Below are 15,354 nucleotides of genomic sequence, written 5' to 3'. Positions count from 1 at the left end.
GATCTTGCACACAAACGCCCAAAGGTAAAATAAAATATGGAAAATCTTTAAATTTTTTTCTCAATTCTGTACACATTTCTGTCGCTGGCACTTCGGGACACCAGTTCTGCCAAAAATCCGGCTAGGAAGAGCTGGCTACCTATAATCATGCAAGTCAGTGCGATATAGAAATACGGGTTGTTCGCGACCAGCGGTGCCCGGAGTCCGTTGGAAAGCGCCATGAGTTTTTCGATACCGATCCACCCGGCGGCACAGAAACCGATGATGAACAGCAGTGTGCCCAGCGCCCCGAACAAGTGCATGGGTTTCTTGGCGAAACGCGTGATAAAGGTTACCGTGAGCAGGTCTAGGAAACCGTTTATAAAGCGGTTTAACCCGAACTTGGTAACGCCGTACTTGCGTGCTTGGTGGTGTACCACCTTTTCACCGATGCGGGTAAATCCGGCTTGTTTTGCCAGTATGGGAATATAGCGATGCATTTCCCCGTACACTTCGATGTTTTTCACCACGGCACATTTATAGGCTTTCAGCCCGCAATTGAAGTCGTGCAGTTTGATACCCGAGAAGCGTCGGGCAGTGGCGTTGAAGAGTTTCGTGGGGACTGTTTTCGTGATTGGATCGTGTCTTTTCTGTTTCCAGCCGGACACGAGGTCATAATCTTCTTCCGTGATCATCTGGTAGAGTTCCGGTATCTCGTCCGGGCTGTCCTGTAAATCCGCGTCCATAGTGATCACTACTTCGCCTTGCGCGTCCTCGAATCCGCAGTGTAAGGCGGCGGATTTCCCGTAATTGCGGCGGAATTTGATTCCCCGTACGCGATTGTCTTTCGCGGATAACTCTTCTATCACTTTCCAAGAAGAGTCATTGCTACCGTCATCAACCAGAATGATTTCGTAAGTAAAATGGTTGGCTTCCATCACCCGTTCGATCCATGCGGCGAGTTCCGGGAGCGATTCTTCTTCATTATATAACGGGACAACAACAGATATATCCATGACTAAAATTGTTGAGGGTTAAACGGGGGCGTCTTTCTTTTCACCAGTCCGGCTATAAAGAGAGTGAATGCAGCCCCTACCAGTATTCTATTGAATAATTCTCCAAAAGCGATCACGACGGGAGAAAAGAACAGGTCGCTCAAACTCGTGTTGAATAATTCCTGTAAATTCATGTTTTTGTACACTTCGCTCATCATCGTGAGCATGACCTTTTTATAGGTAGCTAGCAATTCCGTGTCCGAAGAGTAAAGAATAAACGTGTAAACGGCGTAACAAACTGCCGCGACGGCAAGGATATATATGCCGGTGGAAAGGGCTTTCCCGTAGGATATGATTCCCGCCAAGTGGTCATCCCTGTATTTTTTTATCCCGATGAAAACCCCGAAAATGGTCAGCATCATGATAATATTATTGAATTGCGGGTTCGCCACTACTCCTTTGCCCGCGTAGGCGAAGAGCAAAGAGGCAATGATGAAACTGCCGCCGATGAGTCCGCCGAATAACGTGTTTGGTTTAAAGAATGATTCGTTTGTATTTTCCATTATTCACGACTCCTTTCAATATAGTTGTGCTGCCCCTCTCAAGGAGATCATTTCTCCGGGTTGCGGCTTGTCCCCGTTCTCCATGTAATTGTATTGTAATAATTTCGCCAGTTTGATACCGTATATTTGTGAAATCATGTACATCGTGTCACCCGGTTTGCACTTGTGGAAGGTGTAACCTTTGGGAGCTTTGTTTTTCTTCTTTTTCAAGAAGATGTGCATACCGTTACGCGTGGAGAGTTCGTTTTTGTCGTTGTAAGCCAGAAGACGTTTCAAGGGAATTCCGAAATACTGGGAGATGCCTTCAAACGTGTCGCCCTCCTGCACCTTGATGCAAGGGATATTGTTGATGTAGACTACCCGGCTTTGGTAGTTCTTCGTGTCCCCGAGTTTATAATTCAGTTCGCCCGGGTTTTGACGATGCCTTTTCCCGGGTTTGTCGAATTGATACAGCTCTTCTTCTTCTATGATCTTGATTAATTTCTGCGCGTAATCGGGAGCCGTGGCGTATCCTGCCTTTTTCAGTCCTTTCGCCCAACCCTTGTAATCCGTCTTGGAAAGTTTGAACAATGGGGCATACCGGGAGCGGGAGGTCAGAAATTCGCTATGGTCTACCCACGATTCCTCGGGATTCCGGTATTTGCGGAAACACTCGTTCCGGCTGTCGTCGTCCATGATAAAACTTGCCCCGTTCCAGTTGTGGCATTTGATACCGAAATGATTGTTCGCGTTTACCGCCAGTTGGGATTTGCCGCAACCGGACTCCAGTATCCCTTGCGCCAGCTTGATACTGGCAGGTATTCCCGTGCGATCCATTTCCTGAATGGCGATGGATTTGTATTTTTTGATGAATGCTTTTCTACTGTCGTTCGTTGCACCACATATGTTGACACATATAAAAGTAAGAAATAAAATAGCGTAAATCTTGCTCATGATTCGTGATAAAGTTTTATATTGGCGGTAAAATTACGAAAAAAATTAGAATGGAGAAAGCGGAATTAAAGATAGATTACATCTTGTGCCGGGAATCTTACCCGGAAGGGTACGAGGAATTGTGTCGTGCCGCCTTGGAAATCACGGAAAATGCTTATTGCGTGTATTCCGGTTTTGCTGTCGGGGCAGCCGTTTTGATGAATAACGGGGAGGTAATCCGTGGTACGAATCAGGAGAATGCGGCTTACCCCTCGGGGCTCTGCGCGGAGCGCACCGCCTTGTTTTATGCCTGTTCCGCTTACCCGGAAGCCGGGGTGAAAGCCATAGCCGTCGCGGCACGGGACAAGGGTGTCGAGGTCGACGAGTATGTCACGCCTTGCGGGGCTTGCCGGCAGGTGATGTCCGAGATTGTCGGGCGCTATCATGCTGATTTTGACGTAATCCTTATCGGGCGCACGAGTACCTTGCTGGTGAAGGCGAGTCAGCTATTGCCTTTCTCCTTCAAATTAGGGGATACCCGCCCGTGATACTCCCGCGTAGGGCTAAGATCGGTTTTCGAGAGCGATATTATTGATTCGGAGGATGTGCCACGCGTGAGTTCTAAATTTCTTTATATTTCGTTAAAACGTGGGCTAAGTGTGGGCGAACATCAGGCGAAGAGTGGGCGATGCCGCCTAATAGTCACTTGAATCCCGCCCGAAACTCGCTCAAAATTTTAGGAAAAGGGTAGGAAAGGGGTAGCTTTATTTCATGATTTTAAACTTCGATTGATTCTACAAATTTTAGTAATGAAGCAACTTCAGTTGTATGGAATGAAAGTTGATTGAATAGTTTGTGTGTTTTTAGCATTTCTATTGCCGCATCAGCTGTAATAACACTTTGTTCGTATAGACGGATGGTCGCGTATAGTTGGTCGTTTGCAACGGGGCCCATGGCCAAATCATATTTTTGGGTGTTTTTTCCTCTGCGGTTATTTACAACAAATTTTAGCCATTCTTTTGTGGCTCCCGAGAATCGGAGGACGGAGTAATCACTATCAAGGATATTATCCGGAACTTCGTAAATAGAAACTATTGCTTTATCGCTTTGCTCTCGGTTCTTTTTGAGTAAAGCCCATTTTTTTGCTTGTTCAAAATTGGTTGTTGTATAGAAACCTTTCCCGAAGTCAGTCGCTTTTCGTCCTCTTTGTATATTAGGATGTTTCACGACAACGGTTGAGCCATGATATAATTTCATTTCTTTTTGTGGATATATGTTGTTATGGTATCTAATATGTATTCGTTATCCTGCGTGTGAAGCATTTCAAATGTTTCTTCCAAGAAATCAAAAACATGATATTTGGAAAATAATAATAATGTTTCTTCCGGGGATAGTTTTTTTGAATTTTTGTAATTCTCTAAACAGAATACTTTGAAAAGAAGCGTCTTTTCATCATTGTTCCGGTGGCGTTTTTCTTCTGATTTCTCTTTTTCTAATGTTTCATATAGCAATAGTGTGCTTGAATACCATAGTTTTGTATTTTCATCCAATAAAGATTTATATAAATTGCTCGTGTATATATAGTACAATGCATCATCCAAAGGCAATGATTTTTTTTTCATGACCATACCAACCAATTCTCGTATGATAAACGGGAGCATAGATTGGCTTAGGTCTTCATGATGAGTTTTAGATATTTCCATGGTTATTTGTATTATATCATATCACAAATGTAATATAAATGTTTGGATATTGGTTCAATACTTATTACAAGGATTTGTGCGTGCATGCTTAAGTTTTTTCCGGGAAGAGGAGGGGGCAAAGGATATTATCACGGACATGTACGGGTATATCCGGAAAAATTTCATGGACTCGGATACTACTATTGCGTTATTTATTGAAATCAAATAACGATCGTTTAATAATGTACAAATATAAGACTTTTTTCATTATTAGTAAATGATAGCTATTTTATTTTCGAAATTCACAATCAAATAGTTGTGAATTTGTTGATGATCGTCGTGCGTTGCGAGCCGAATTATCAATAAACGATCCTTTTTTGAGCGTGTGTTTGGGGGTAATCGTTTGATTGTTAGAGTGTAATATTGTGTGATTGAAAAATAAATGAAATTACAAGTTTTAATTTAATCGTAAAATTATGAGAAAAGTTCTAGTTGCAATTTTGTGTTTATTTTTTCTAGGGGCTTGTTCCCGAGAAAATGAAAAAGGGCAACCGGAAGTTACCGGGAGTCGCTTGGAATTGGGAGTGCGATCTGTTGATAGTATGATTATCACAGGAATGCCTGCTTCTGTGTATAAACTTACGGGATTGCCTGCGGGAGTTCATTTTGAAGTGAAGTATTTTGCGGCAGGAGAAAAGATTGTTTATCAAGATTTACAACCGGGCGAACACACGTTTTTCGTGTTAGGAAACGGAAGGGAAGATGATGGAAGTCATTTTTCTATTCGTGATCGTGAACAGAACGTGTTTGAATTTGGATGGTGGAGCGGTCGTAGGCTTCCCGAGCTTTTGGGAGGTGTGATTAAGGCAGACGGTGCAAGTGAGATGATGTTTGTAGAAATGAATCGTTTGGTTGGCGGCTTGAAAGTGAATGTAGTCAATCAGTCGGAGTTTAACAATATACGTGTGAGATTGGATGCTTCTTGCTATGATTCGGAACAAATTTTATTAGGTGACTATACTTTTATACCGTTAATGTCGCATTCATGGGAGGAATTTGAGGTTGGTGAAGATATTTATCTCTTTCCTTCGAAAGGAGCAGTATTCGGAGAAGTCGTTGTTTATGACGAATATTGGAATGAGTATTGTTTCGATTTTGAAGCGAAAAACAGTATACAACGGAATAAGAAGTTGGAATTGAATTTGACCTTGACTAAGGCGGCGCCGCATGGTCGGTCGATAGATGTTGTGAACTCGGTAATTTGCGAGGAAAAGGTTTTGGAGTTGTAATTTAAATGCGGAAGAAATGAAAAAAATATTATATACTCTTGTATTGTTGTCAGCTGTGTTTTTCACGGGATGCCGGGAAGAGCAATTGGAAGGTGAAGTTCCGGTGAAGGATATTGCTTTGACTTTTAGTAGCAGGTCTTCTGAATTGTCTGTAGAGGAGTTAACCAAGGAGGTTGAAAAGTTACATTTGTTAATCTTTGACGAGAGTGGCGTCTTTTATCAACAAAAAGAGTTTGCCGGTTTAGCGGACGTGAAGCCCGTGAAATTGCCGTTGGGGGCTTACACGTTTGCTTATCTTTCTAATATTGACGAGAACCAGATTAGCGGGTTAAAAGAGGGAGCGAGTTTGGATGATGTGGTGGTTGCCTTGGAAACGGATGCAAACGGAGATGTTGTTATGCCCGGTAGTATTTTTTCTGGTACAGATGAAATCACGGTGGGGGAAGATAAGTCTAGCGAAGCCCGATTGAGTCGTATAGTAGGGCGTTTGGATATAAACGTGAGCGGGTTGAAAGGTGGTGTCGAGTTGCGGAGTGTGGCCTTGTTGGGGTCTCCGAAATCCGTGAGTTTTAACGGAACCCCCAAGGATACGAAAGCACGGTTGAATGTGCCGATGAATAAGGAAGGCGAATTAATGAAAGGTCGGGCGATAGTATTTCCGACATGTGTTGATTCTTTAGCTCGTTTGGAGTTTGTGATCGTGGAGAACGGTGTTGATAAAATATATGTGGCAGAGTTGAAGAATAAAGTGGAGGCAAATAAGATTCACTCTATTAACGTGAAAGTGAATGTTATGGGTGATATTTTCGACGTGGAAATCGAGATGAGTGTAGAGGAATGGGGCGAAACGATGAGCGAGGATATTATCGCGAATGAGAAATTGTATGCCAATGGATGGGTGGTGAGATTAGCCACGGGAAACGTACTGGAGAATTTGGAGCAAATACAAGAGGTTACTGTCAGTTTTATTGATGGAAAAAATAAAATATTTGGAATCAATGGAAGAAAAGATGATGAAATGCAAAAACTTGAGGTGTTTGGTGATACTCTTGTCATATCTTCTTTTGGGCGGCAAGAGTGTGGAAATTTCACGATTCGGAATATTGAGATATTGGATTCGGAGATGAACCGGTTGTATGCTTTACCTGCTCCGGTGAAAAATGTGGTGCTCGATACGATGGGACTCGTGCATGTCGCTTTGCCCGCGATGCTTGAGGTGGCAGAGAATGACAAAACGGCTTTGCTGGAGTTGCGGGATGCGATGAGAGAGGCTGGTGTCGATTTACCCTCGAGTTGGGTCGGGAATAATATTAATCTGTGGTATGAAGTCGAGTTGAACACCGAGGGACGTGTTGTCGGGATCGGTTATTCCAATTTGGATGATTACGATTATGATTATGACCGGAGCCGTTTTGCTAAAACTGCGTCCACAACAATGTCGAGGGCAGTATCAAGAACGGCGGACATGCAGTCTGTTTGGGTAATGCCAGCGTCGTTTAAGAATTTGACTGCGTTAAGATATTGCAATATCTCGGATGAGGAATCTGATTATGGCGTTTTGTCGGAAATTCCCGCTTTTATAAAAGAAATTCCTAATTTGGAAGAATTGGCGGTTACTGTAAATAGTACCACGCTTCCAGAATTGCCTGCCGGGTTGAAATATTTGGAAGTTAGGAGTAAGACGCTGACACGGATTCCGGCTCATATCGGGGATTTGACGCGATTGCAAGTGTTGATTGTTACGGTTCCCGATTACGAGGAGAATGAAGAGTATGATTATGATTATTTGCCGGCATTGTCGCAGGCGAGTGTTTCATCGGTAGAGATGAGTTTTGATAAATTGACGGAGTTGAAGGCGTTGTGCCTTGTAGGGGCAACGAATTGTGAGCTTCCGAATGGGATATGGGATTTGCCGGGCGGTGACCTGCACGAATTAGGGCTTTATGGTTTTAGCCGTATTCAAGTACCGGCTTCGGTAAGTAAATGGAATGTGTTGGAGGATTTGACATTTGGGAATGCCAAGATGACACCCGTGGATATAGAGGCTATAAAGGAGTTAAAATTGAACGATTTGATGATTTATTCACCTGTTTTCGGACAAGGTGGACTTCCGGCTTGGTTGGGTGGAATGAGTTGGTTGGAATATTTGACGTTGTATGATTGCGGTATCACGTCTATTCCGGACTCTTTTGACGGTTTAGTGAATTTGCATGATCTTGATATGCCGCGTAACCCTAATTTGACAGGGAAGTTGCCTTCTGTATTGTTGAGGCGGTATAATGATGGTATGCTGTCTGTTTACGCTCCGGAATCAAAAGAATTTACTCCTGATGGACTTTGGTTGGAAGTAACACCGGAACGGATTTACGCTCCGGTCGAGGGAGGAGTGTACACGGTTGATATTAAGACTAATTCAGAGTGGAGTTGTCAGTTGAATGCTAGTATGAATGATTTTGTAACAGTGATACCGGAGCAGGGAGAATTTTTCCAAAATGATAGTATTGTCGGAACAGGGGTATTGTCGGGGAGTGGAAATGCGATATTGAAAGTAATAGTGAAGGAAGCTATGTTTTCGGGGTGGTCATATAGCGGGCATCTTCAAGTGCGTGTTGGGACTCAGCATTCTGCTTATATCTCTATTGAACAGGAAATGGCGCAAGAAGAAAGACTCGAAACGAGTGTTAAAGATTCGTGTTCTTTGATGGCGGGAGATATGTTTGTGCTGGATGTGTCTTCTAACACGGAATGGGAGGTTCGTTCAGAACTTATTGACGGAGAGGGATGGTTGAACATGGAACCGAGTTATGGAACTGGAAATGGAACTTTAACGGGCGTGCTTGAGATGCCGGATGGTGTAGCGTCGTGCACGATACTGGTGATTTTGAGGTCATGGAGAAGTGGAGAGGAGAGAGTGATTACTGTAACAGGACGTTCTCATTCCGGGGAGATACCGAGGGATTCCACGAATATGAAGTGATGAAGCGTACGAGTAGTAACCATTAAAATGTATAGTATGAAAAAATTGATTTATATATTCATGGTGTTGTCGCTGTCGTTGGGATTCTGTGGTTGTGGCGGTAGCGGAGGGGATAGTCCTGAACCGGAGCCAGAACCGGAGCCAACGCCGGGAACGGGAAACGTGAAGGTTGAATTTGTCTTGAAGAGCGGTATCGGCAGTCTGGATGATGCCGGGTTGAAAGGGATTATCTCGCACGTGCGTTTGTACGTGTTTGATCAGGCGGGGAAGTTGTTGAAGAATTATAAATATAATTCTGTGGCGGACATCAAGAGCGTTGAATTGGAGAAGGGAAGCTACACGGTGGCATTCGTGGGGAATGTGCCGGAGGATGGGAATATTTCCGGGGAAACGGTGGGGACGGCTCTTGCCGATATGAAGATTCAATTGACGAGGAAGGAGAATGCCGCTAATTTTACCCCGCTTGGAGATGTGCTTTTCGCGAAAAGTACGTTGACGGTAGGCGAGGAGGAGGTCAAAGCGGAACTTACCGTGAAACGAACGCTCTCGACCACTAAAGTACAGATGACGGATAATTCCGGGAAAATCGCGGAGGCGGGAGTGCTTGTGCCCAATGTGGGGACAACGCTTGCTTTCGGGGACACGGAGTGGAAGAATCCCGGAACGGTGTTCGTGACCATGACGAAAGGTGGGGCGGCAAGAAGTTTTTCGCGGGCGGATGACGAGAATAAGAATTACTCGGCGACGATGAATATCGCGGTGGTGAGCGAGAGCGGTAGTGGCAGTGCCGGGGAGAATAATAATATCCAGTGTAATATCATCGCGAAGGATGCTTCACAAGAGGTGGTTTTGGCTCAAGTGATAAATGTTGTCGCGGAAACCAAACCGGACACGGAAGTTTCCATGAACGTGGAGGTGAACGAGAGCGATTCCGGTGACGGGCAACTCGAATCGACCGTGAACAAGGTGGAAACGAAAGATGAAACTGGGAAGACGGAGGAATTGCCGGACGAAAAGATTAAAGTCAAGGAAACCGACGTGACGCTCGAGGTGTTCCCCGGTGATTGGGAAACGGGAAATTCGGAGGACGTGGAAATTGGCGAGCGGGAAGATTTTGTTCGACCGGGAGTCTCGGAAGCGGATTGGGAGCAAGGAGAGGAAGAAGATGTCGTTGTGACCGATTAGTTTTATAGATAAATTTTGAAGGCCAACTGGTTTATTGCAAATTAGTTGGCCTTTTTTTATGTTGTGATATTTATAATTATCTATAAATGAGATTATATTTGGTTTATCGGAATGATTTATGTAATTTTGCAATACAACTTCAAATTTGCATAAATGACTGGAACGAATTTTATAAACAGAGAGTTAGCAGAGGTTATTCGAGAAGCGGTAGCTTATTTTCCTGTAATTACAATCACGGGACCGCGTCAGTCCGGGAAGACAACGCTTGTATGTAACTTGTTTGAAAATCTACCCTATTTTTCACTTGAAAATTTGGATGTTAGGGATTTTGCCTTGCGTGATCCTATCGCATTTTTGAACCAGCATCCTGACGGTATGATACTGGATGAGGTACATAATGCTCCCGATTTACTTTCGTATATTCAAGGAATGGTGGATGAAAACCCTCGACGTCGGTTTATTCTTTCGGGCAGTTCGCAATTTGCAATGCTTAGAAAGGTATCGCAGTCGCTAGCCGGGCGTACAGCCGTGTTTGAGTTATTACCGATGTCTTGCTCTGAAATAAAAGAGTTATCAAAAGAAAAGTCATTGGATGAATTGCTATTTGACGGTTTTTATCCGGCGATATATTCGGGAAGTAATGTTCCTAAATTTTTGTATCCTTCGTATGTAAAAACTTATTTGGACAAAGATGTACGGGATTTGTTACAGATAAAAGATATGATGCAATTTCATACTTTTATAAGACTTTGTGCGGGGCGGATAGGTTCATTGTTTAATGCTTCCGAGCTATCTAATGAGGTTGGGGTTGCTGTTAATACGATTATGGCATGGCTGTCTGTGCTTCAAGCGTCTTATCTCGTGATGTTATTACCGCCTTATTTTGCAAATTCACGTAAACGACTGACAAAAACGCCTAAATTGTATTTCATGGATACGGGACTTGCTTGTTATCTATTGGGTATCGAATCAGCAGAGCAGTTGGCACGGGATAAGATGCGCGGGGCTATTTTCGAGAATTTTGTGGTGATGGAAGCTCTCAAGAAACGTTATAATGAGGGAAAAGAGAGTAATTTGTTTTTTTACAGGGATAGTAATCAAAATGAGGTGGATTTGTTGATGAAGCGGAATGATGGATTTGTCGGTGTCGAGATTAAATCTGCTATGACTTATAACCGTGACTTTGAAAAAACATTAAGGCTGTTTGATTCTTGGATAAAAGAACCGGTGGTTGAAAAGGCTATTGTTTATGCAGGTACGTTAGAAAATAATGTGGGAGAGATAAAACTATTGAACTACTCTAATTTTGATACTATACTTAAATAATTCTTGAGGTGTCGTTTTAGGGATATTCCGTAAATACAAATGATTCCCCTTCAATAGAAGTTTACCCGTTCAGCTCAAATCTTACCCGGTTCACGATGGAACGCCCCAAGGTGAGTTCGTCGGTGTATTCGAGGTCATTGCCGACGGCGATGCCTTTGGCGAGAGTGCTGACGAGTAATTCGTCTTTACGGGGTAGTTTCTTGAAGATGTAATAACCCGTGGTGTCGCCTTCGATGGTGGCACGGAGGGCAAAGATAATTTCTTTCACGGGGGTGTTGGCTACCCGTTCCAGCAGGCTCGTGATGTTGAGATCGGAGGGACCGATACCGTCCATGGGCGAGATGATGCCGCCGAGGACGTGGTAGAGTCCGCGATATTGTCCGGTGGCTTCGAGGGACATGATGTCCTTGATGTTTTCCACGACACAGATGGTCTGTGCATCCCGTTTGGGATCGGAGCAGATTTCGCAAATGTCTTCGTCGGATATATTGTGGCATTGACGACATTCCCGGATGGATTCTTTCAAGGCTGTGATGCTATCCGTGAATTGCTTCACTTCCTCGGGACTTTGCCGGAGCATGTGCAGCACGTAGCGTAAGGCGGTTTTGCGTCCTATTCCCGGGAGGGAAGCAAATTGTTCTACCGCTTTTTCCAGTAATTTGGACGATAAAGATTGCATGTTTACTCCTCTTCTTTGAATTTTATATCACGGATCATCATTTGTATGTCACTCCTGCCCATGAATTCATTTTCCTGCAGGGTATAGCATATATCGAAGTATTCACCTTTGCTGATGCGGGAGAAATCTTCCCCCATGCCGAAGGCGATACCGCTCCGGTCGTTGCATAAGCGGGTGTCGTCAACAACCACTAACTTGAGGTGTTCATTGTTTCTGCCCACTTGTTTCGAGCCGATGAAGTTTGTCACGTTTTCGGTCATGAATACCGGAATCGTGTTGTTGGGACCGAACGGGGCGAATTTTTGAATCATCGTGTAGAGTTCCGCCGTGATATCGTTCAGTTTGATTTGCACGTCGATATTGATTTGAGGCGTCAACATCTCTTCGGTGATGGTTTCGCTCACGATTTTTTGGAATTTGGCTTTGAAAGGCTCTATGTTTTCCAGTTTCAACGTCAAACCTGCCGCGTATTTGTGTCCGCCGTAATTTTCCAGATACTCGCTACATTGCGAGATGGCGTAGTACAAGTCAAATCCTTCCACGGAACGGGCGGAGCCTGTTGCCAGACCGTTTGATTCGGTCAGGATGACTGTCGGGCGATAGTAGTATTCCGTCAACCGGGAAGCCACGATACCGATGACACCTTTGTGCCAGTTCGGGTTGTAAAGTACGGTAGCTTTTTGGGTTTGATCGTAGTGGGATTGGTTGATGTATTCGAGGGCTTCTTCGGTGATGTCGTGGTCGAGTTTTTTGCGTTGGTCGTTGAAGTTATTGATGCTTCCTGCAACTTCCGCCGCTTTTTTCTCGTCATCGGCAATCAGCAGTTCCACGGATTTGTTCCCCGATTCAACCCGACCTGCCGCATTGATTTTCGGTCCTATGCGGAACACGATGTCGTTCACGGTTAGGTCTTTGTCAATACCGGAGAATTTTAATATGGTTTTCAGCCCAAGACTGGGATTCTGGTTCAATTGCAACAGTCCGAAATAAGCAAGAATACGATTCTCTCCCGTGATCGGCACGATATCGCTAGCTATGCTGACACAAACCAGATCGAGCAACTTGTACAAGTCGGACATGGGGAGGTTGTGTCTGAGGCTGTATGCCTGTGCTAGTTTGAAACTGACACCGCAACCGCTTAGCCAGCGGTAGGGGTAATTACAGTCTTTTCGTTGCGGATCGAGGACTGCCACGGCATCGGGAAGTTCATCTCCCGGCGTGTGGTGGTCGCAGATGATAACATCCACGCCTTTTGATTTGGCATAACGTACCTTTTCAACAGCCTTAACCCCGCAGTCGGTGACGATCATCAGTGATATGCCGTTCTCTGCCGCGTAATCAATGGCACGAATGGAAACCCCGTATCCTTCCGTGTAACGGTCCGGGATGTAATATTCCGGATTCTCGCATTTGTTCTTGAGATACTTGTAAAGTAAGGCTACAGCTGTTGTCCCGTCCACGTCGTAATCGCCATAGATCATGATCTTTTCTTCGTTGCCAATGGCTCTCTCCAATCGGGTGACCGCTTTATCCATATCCTTCATCAGGAATGGATCGTGCAGCATGTTAAGGGTTGGGTTGAAGAAAGCATGAGCCTCTTCTGCAGTATTCACACCCCGTTGAAGTAACAGGTTTGCAATGACGTAACTGCAGTCAAGATCTTTGGATAATGCGTCTATTTTTGCCCACTCGGGTGGGGTATTGATAACCCATCTTTTCTTCATTATTTACTTTCTCCTATTCAACTTACAAAGAAGCGGAATTTCCTCGGGATTTCAAAAGAATAGCGATTATATTTTTTAACAGGTTGTGGCGATGGGGGATTATGCGTTTGTATTTCAATCGGGTAGAGTTTGAAAAGTTCATAAAGTTTATAAGGTTTATAAAGTTCATAAAGTAACGGACGTCCTTCGGACAGGGTCTTAAACCTTATAAACTTTATGAACCTTATGAACTTTATAAACTTTAATTATTATCTTTGCAGTTCAAAAGTAAATATAACCCTTAAAAGTATATAAGAATGAGTCTTGCAGAATTAAGCGAACAGGAAATTATTCGCCGGAACTCTTTGAACGAGTTGAAGAATTTGGGAATTAATGCCTATCCGGCACCGGAATTTAAAGTAACTCACCTTTCTAAAGAGATTCTTGATAAATTTGAAAAATCACCGGAGGAATTGCAGGAAGTTGTGATTGCCGGGCGAATGATGAGTCGACGCATCATGGGTAAGGCTTCATTTTTTGAATTACAAGACGCCGAGGGTAGGATTCAAGTCTACGTGAGTCGGGATGATGTGAGTCGGGATGAAGCTTGCACGATGTATAACACGGTATTCAAAAAGTTGATGGATATCGGGGATATCGTTGGAGTGAAAGGGTTCGCGTTCCGCACGAATATGGGAGAGATTTCCGTGCATGCGAAAGAGCTGGTGATGTTGTCCAAGTCCTTGCGTCCGCTTCCGATCGTGAAAGAGAAAGACGGGAAGGTTTTTGATGCTTTTACCGATCCGGAATTGCGTTATCGTCAACGTTATTTGGATTTAATCGTGAACCCGCAGGTGAAGGATGTTTTTATCAAGCGGACGAAGATGATCAACGCTATCCGGCAGTTCTACACGGAAATGGGATGTCTGGAGGTGGAAACTCCCGTGTTACAAGCGATACCGGGCGGTGCTTCAGCACGTCCTTTTATCACGCATCATAATGCATTGGATATCCCGTTTTATTTGAGAATCGCCAACGAGTTGTACTTGAAACGTCTGATCGTGGGGGGATTTAACGGCGTGTTCGAGTTTTCGCGGAATTTCCGGAATGAAGGTATGGACCGTACACATAACCCGGAATTTACTTGTATGGAGGTGTACGTGCCTTATAAGGATTATTTATGGATGATGGATTCCACGGAGCGCATGATTGAAGCTGCCGCTATTGCCGTGAACGGAACTACAAAAGCCGTTTTCGGGGAGAATGAAGTGGATTTCAAACCACCTTTCAAGCGGGTGAAGATGTCCGAGGCAATCATGGAATATACCGGGTTTGATATTACCGGCAAGAGCGAGGACGAGATACGTGAGTTTTGTTTGTCTATCGGTTTAAAGGTAGACGAAACCATGGGGAAAGGAAAATTGATTGACGAGATATTCGGGGAGAAGTGCGAAGGGCATTATATCCAACCGACGTTTATTTATGACTATCCGGTAGAGATGTCCCCGTTGACTAAAATGCATCGTAATGATCCGGGATTGACGGAACGTTTCGAGTTGTTCGTGAACGGGAAAGAGGTGGCTAATGCTTATTCCGAGTTGAATGACCCGATCGACCAGTTGAATCGGTTCAAGGATCAGTTGGCTCTTCAAGAGAGAGGGGACGACGAGGCGATGTTCATTGATTATGATTTCGTGCGTGCGCTGGAATACGGGATGCCGCCGACTTCCGGCATGGGTATCGGTATCGACCGTTTGTGCATGTTCTTGACAAATAGCCTGTCTATCCAAGATGTGTTGCTTTTCCCGCAGATGAAGCCGGAAAAGGTGGTCGTGAACGATCCGGACGAGAAGTTTATCGAGTTGGGTATTCCTGCCGACTGGGTACAAGTGGTGCGCAAGGCCGGATTCCAGACCGTAGAGGCTTTGAAAACGGTGGAAAATCCGAACAAGTTGCATCAAGAGTTGAGCGGCTTGAACAAGAAGATGAAATTAGGATTGAAGACTTTGTCGCAGGACGAAGTAAAGGATTGGTTCAAATAAGTTCATAAAGTTTATAAGGTTC

13 protein-coding genes are annotated in these 15,354 nt (G+C 44.3%); 6 read left to right on the top strand and 7 right to left on the bottom strand.

Annotated elements, in window-relative coordinates; all coding sequences use genetic code 11:
* Positions 1–47: 47 nt before the first annotated feature.
* The 3 genes from L0M98_RS20215 to L0M98_RS20205 are packed head-to-tail and all read right to left on the bottom strand — an operon-like array spanning position 48 to position 2,470.
* Positions 48–995 (bottom strand): glycosyltransferase family 2 protein, encoded by a 948-nt coding sequence (locus L0M98_RS20215; RefSeq protein ID WP_227217438.1) that lies wholly within the window; start codon positions 993–995, stop codon positions 48–50.
* A 2-nt stretch (positions 996–997) separates the two neighbouring features.
* Entirely contained in the window at positions 998–1,537 is a 540-nt protein-coding gene (locus L0M98_RS20210; RefSeq protein ID WP_227217439.1) for a DUF4199 domain-containing protein, read from the bottom strand.
* A 15-nt stretch (positions 1,538–1,552) separates the two neighbouring features.
* Positions 1,553–2,470, bottom strand: coding sequence for a glucosaminidase domain-containing protein (locus L0M98_RS20205; protein WP_227217440.1), 918 nt, complete (start codon positions 2,468–2,470; stop codon positions 1,553–1,555).
* A gap of 50 nt (positions 2,471–2,520) precedes the next feature.
* On the opposite strand from L0M98_RS20205, the gene cdd reads away from it, so the two are divergent.
* Positions 2,521–2,997, top strand: a complete 477-nt coding sequence (cdd, locus tag L0M98_RS20200; protein WP_227217441.1) for a cytidine deaminase — start codon at positions 2,521–2,523, stop codon at positions 2,995–2,997.
* 229 nt (positions 2,998–3,226) lie between these two features.
* Here the strand turns inward: cdd and L0M98_RS20195 are convergent, their stop codons facing one another.
* Complete coding sequence (locus L0M98_RS20195) at positions 3,227–3,706, bottom strand: DUF3990 domain-containing protein (protein WP_099294058.1); 480 nt, start codon at positions 3,704–3,706, stop codon at positions 3,227–3,229.
* Entirely contained in the window at positions 3,703–4,152 is a 450-nt protein-coding gene (locus tag L0M98_RS20190; RefSeq protein WP_099294056.1) for a DUF3791 domain-containing protein, read from the bottom strand. Before L0M98_RS20190 ends, L0M98_RS20195 begins: the two co-directional genes overlap by 4 nt.
* A gap of 455 nt (positions 4,153–4,607) precedes the next feature.
* Here L0M98_RS20190 and L0M98_RS20185 point away from each other — a divergent pair, with 455 nt between their 5' ends.
* The 4 genes from L0M98_RS20185 to L0M98_RS20170 all read left to right on the top strand — a co-directional run bounded on the left by L0M98_RS20185 (position 4,608) and on the right by L0M98_RS20170 (position 10,908).
* Positions 4,608–5,420: a hypothetical protein gene (locus L0M98_RS20185; protein ID WP_099294054.1), complete on the top strand. Its 813-nt coding sequence runs from the start codon at positions 4,608–4,610 to the stop codon at positions 5,418–5,420.
* 16 nt (positions 5,421–5,436) lie between these two features.
* Positions 5,437–8,397, top strand: a complete 2,961-nt coding sequence (locus tag L0M98_RS20180) for a FimB/Mfa2 family fimbrial subunit (protein WP_227217442.1) — start codon at positions 5,437–5,439, stop codon at positions 8,395–8,397.
* A gap of 36 nt (positions 8,398–8,433) precedes the next feature.
* On the top strand, positions 8,434–9,582 hold the full coding sequence (locus L0M98_RS20175; RefSeq protein WP_227217443.1) for a FimB/Mfa2 family fimbrial subunit: 1,149 nt from the start codon (positions 8,434–8,436) through the stop codon (positions 9,580–9,582).
* Positions 9,583–9,735: 153 nt separating this feature from the next.
* Positions 9,736–10,908 carry an ATP-binding protein gene (locus tag L0M98_RS20170; RefSeq protein ID WP_227217444.1) on the top strand — a complete coding sequence of 391 codons (1,173 nt, stop codon included), beginning with the start codon at positions 9,736–9,738 and terminating at the stop codon, positions 10,906–10,908.
* Positions 10,909–10,969: 61 nt separating this feature from the next.
* Here the strand turns inward: L0M98_RS20170 and recR are convergent, their stop codons facing one another.
* Both recR and recJ read right to left on the bottom strand, forming a co-directional pair.
* Positions 10,970–11,587, bottom strand: coding sequence for a recombination mediator RecR (gene recR / locus L0M98_RS20165; RefSeq protein WP_099294043.1), 618 nt, complete (start codon positions 11,585–11,587; stop codon positions 10,970–10,972).
* Between the two features lie 2 nt (positions 11,588–11,589).
* Entirely contained in the window at positions 11,590–13,311 is a 1,722-nt protein-coding gene (recJ, locus tag L0M98_RS20160; RefSeq protein ID WP_227217445.1) for a single-stranded-DNA-specific exonuclease RecJ, read from the bottom strand.
* 296 nt (positions 13,312–13,607) lie between these two features.
* Between recJ and lysS the strand changes: the two genes are divergently transcribed.
* Positions 13,608–15,332 (top strand): lysine--tRNA ligase, encoded by a 1,725-nt coding sequence (gene lysS, locus L0M98_RS20155; protein WP_186978065.1) that lies wholly within the window; start codon positions 13,608–13,610, stop codon positions 15,330–15,332.
* The last annotated feature ends 22 nt before the right edge of the window (positions 15,333–15,354 follow it).

Origin of the sequence: Butyricimonas sp. DFI.6.44, assembly GCF_022132345.1 — a bacterium.
In the GTDB taxonomy this organism is placed as follows: domain Bacteria; phylum Bacteroidota; class Bacteroidia; order Bacteroidales; family Marinifilaceae; genus Butyricimonas; species Butyricimonas muris.
Note: the sequence above shows the minus strand (reverse complement) of the source record. Positions and strands in the feature narration are given on the sequence as shown.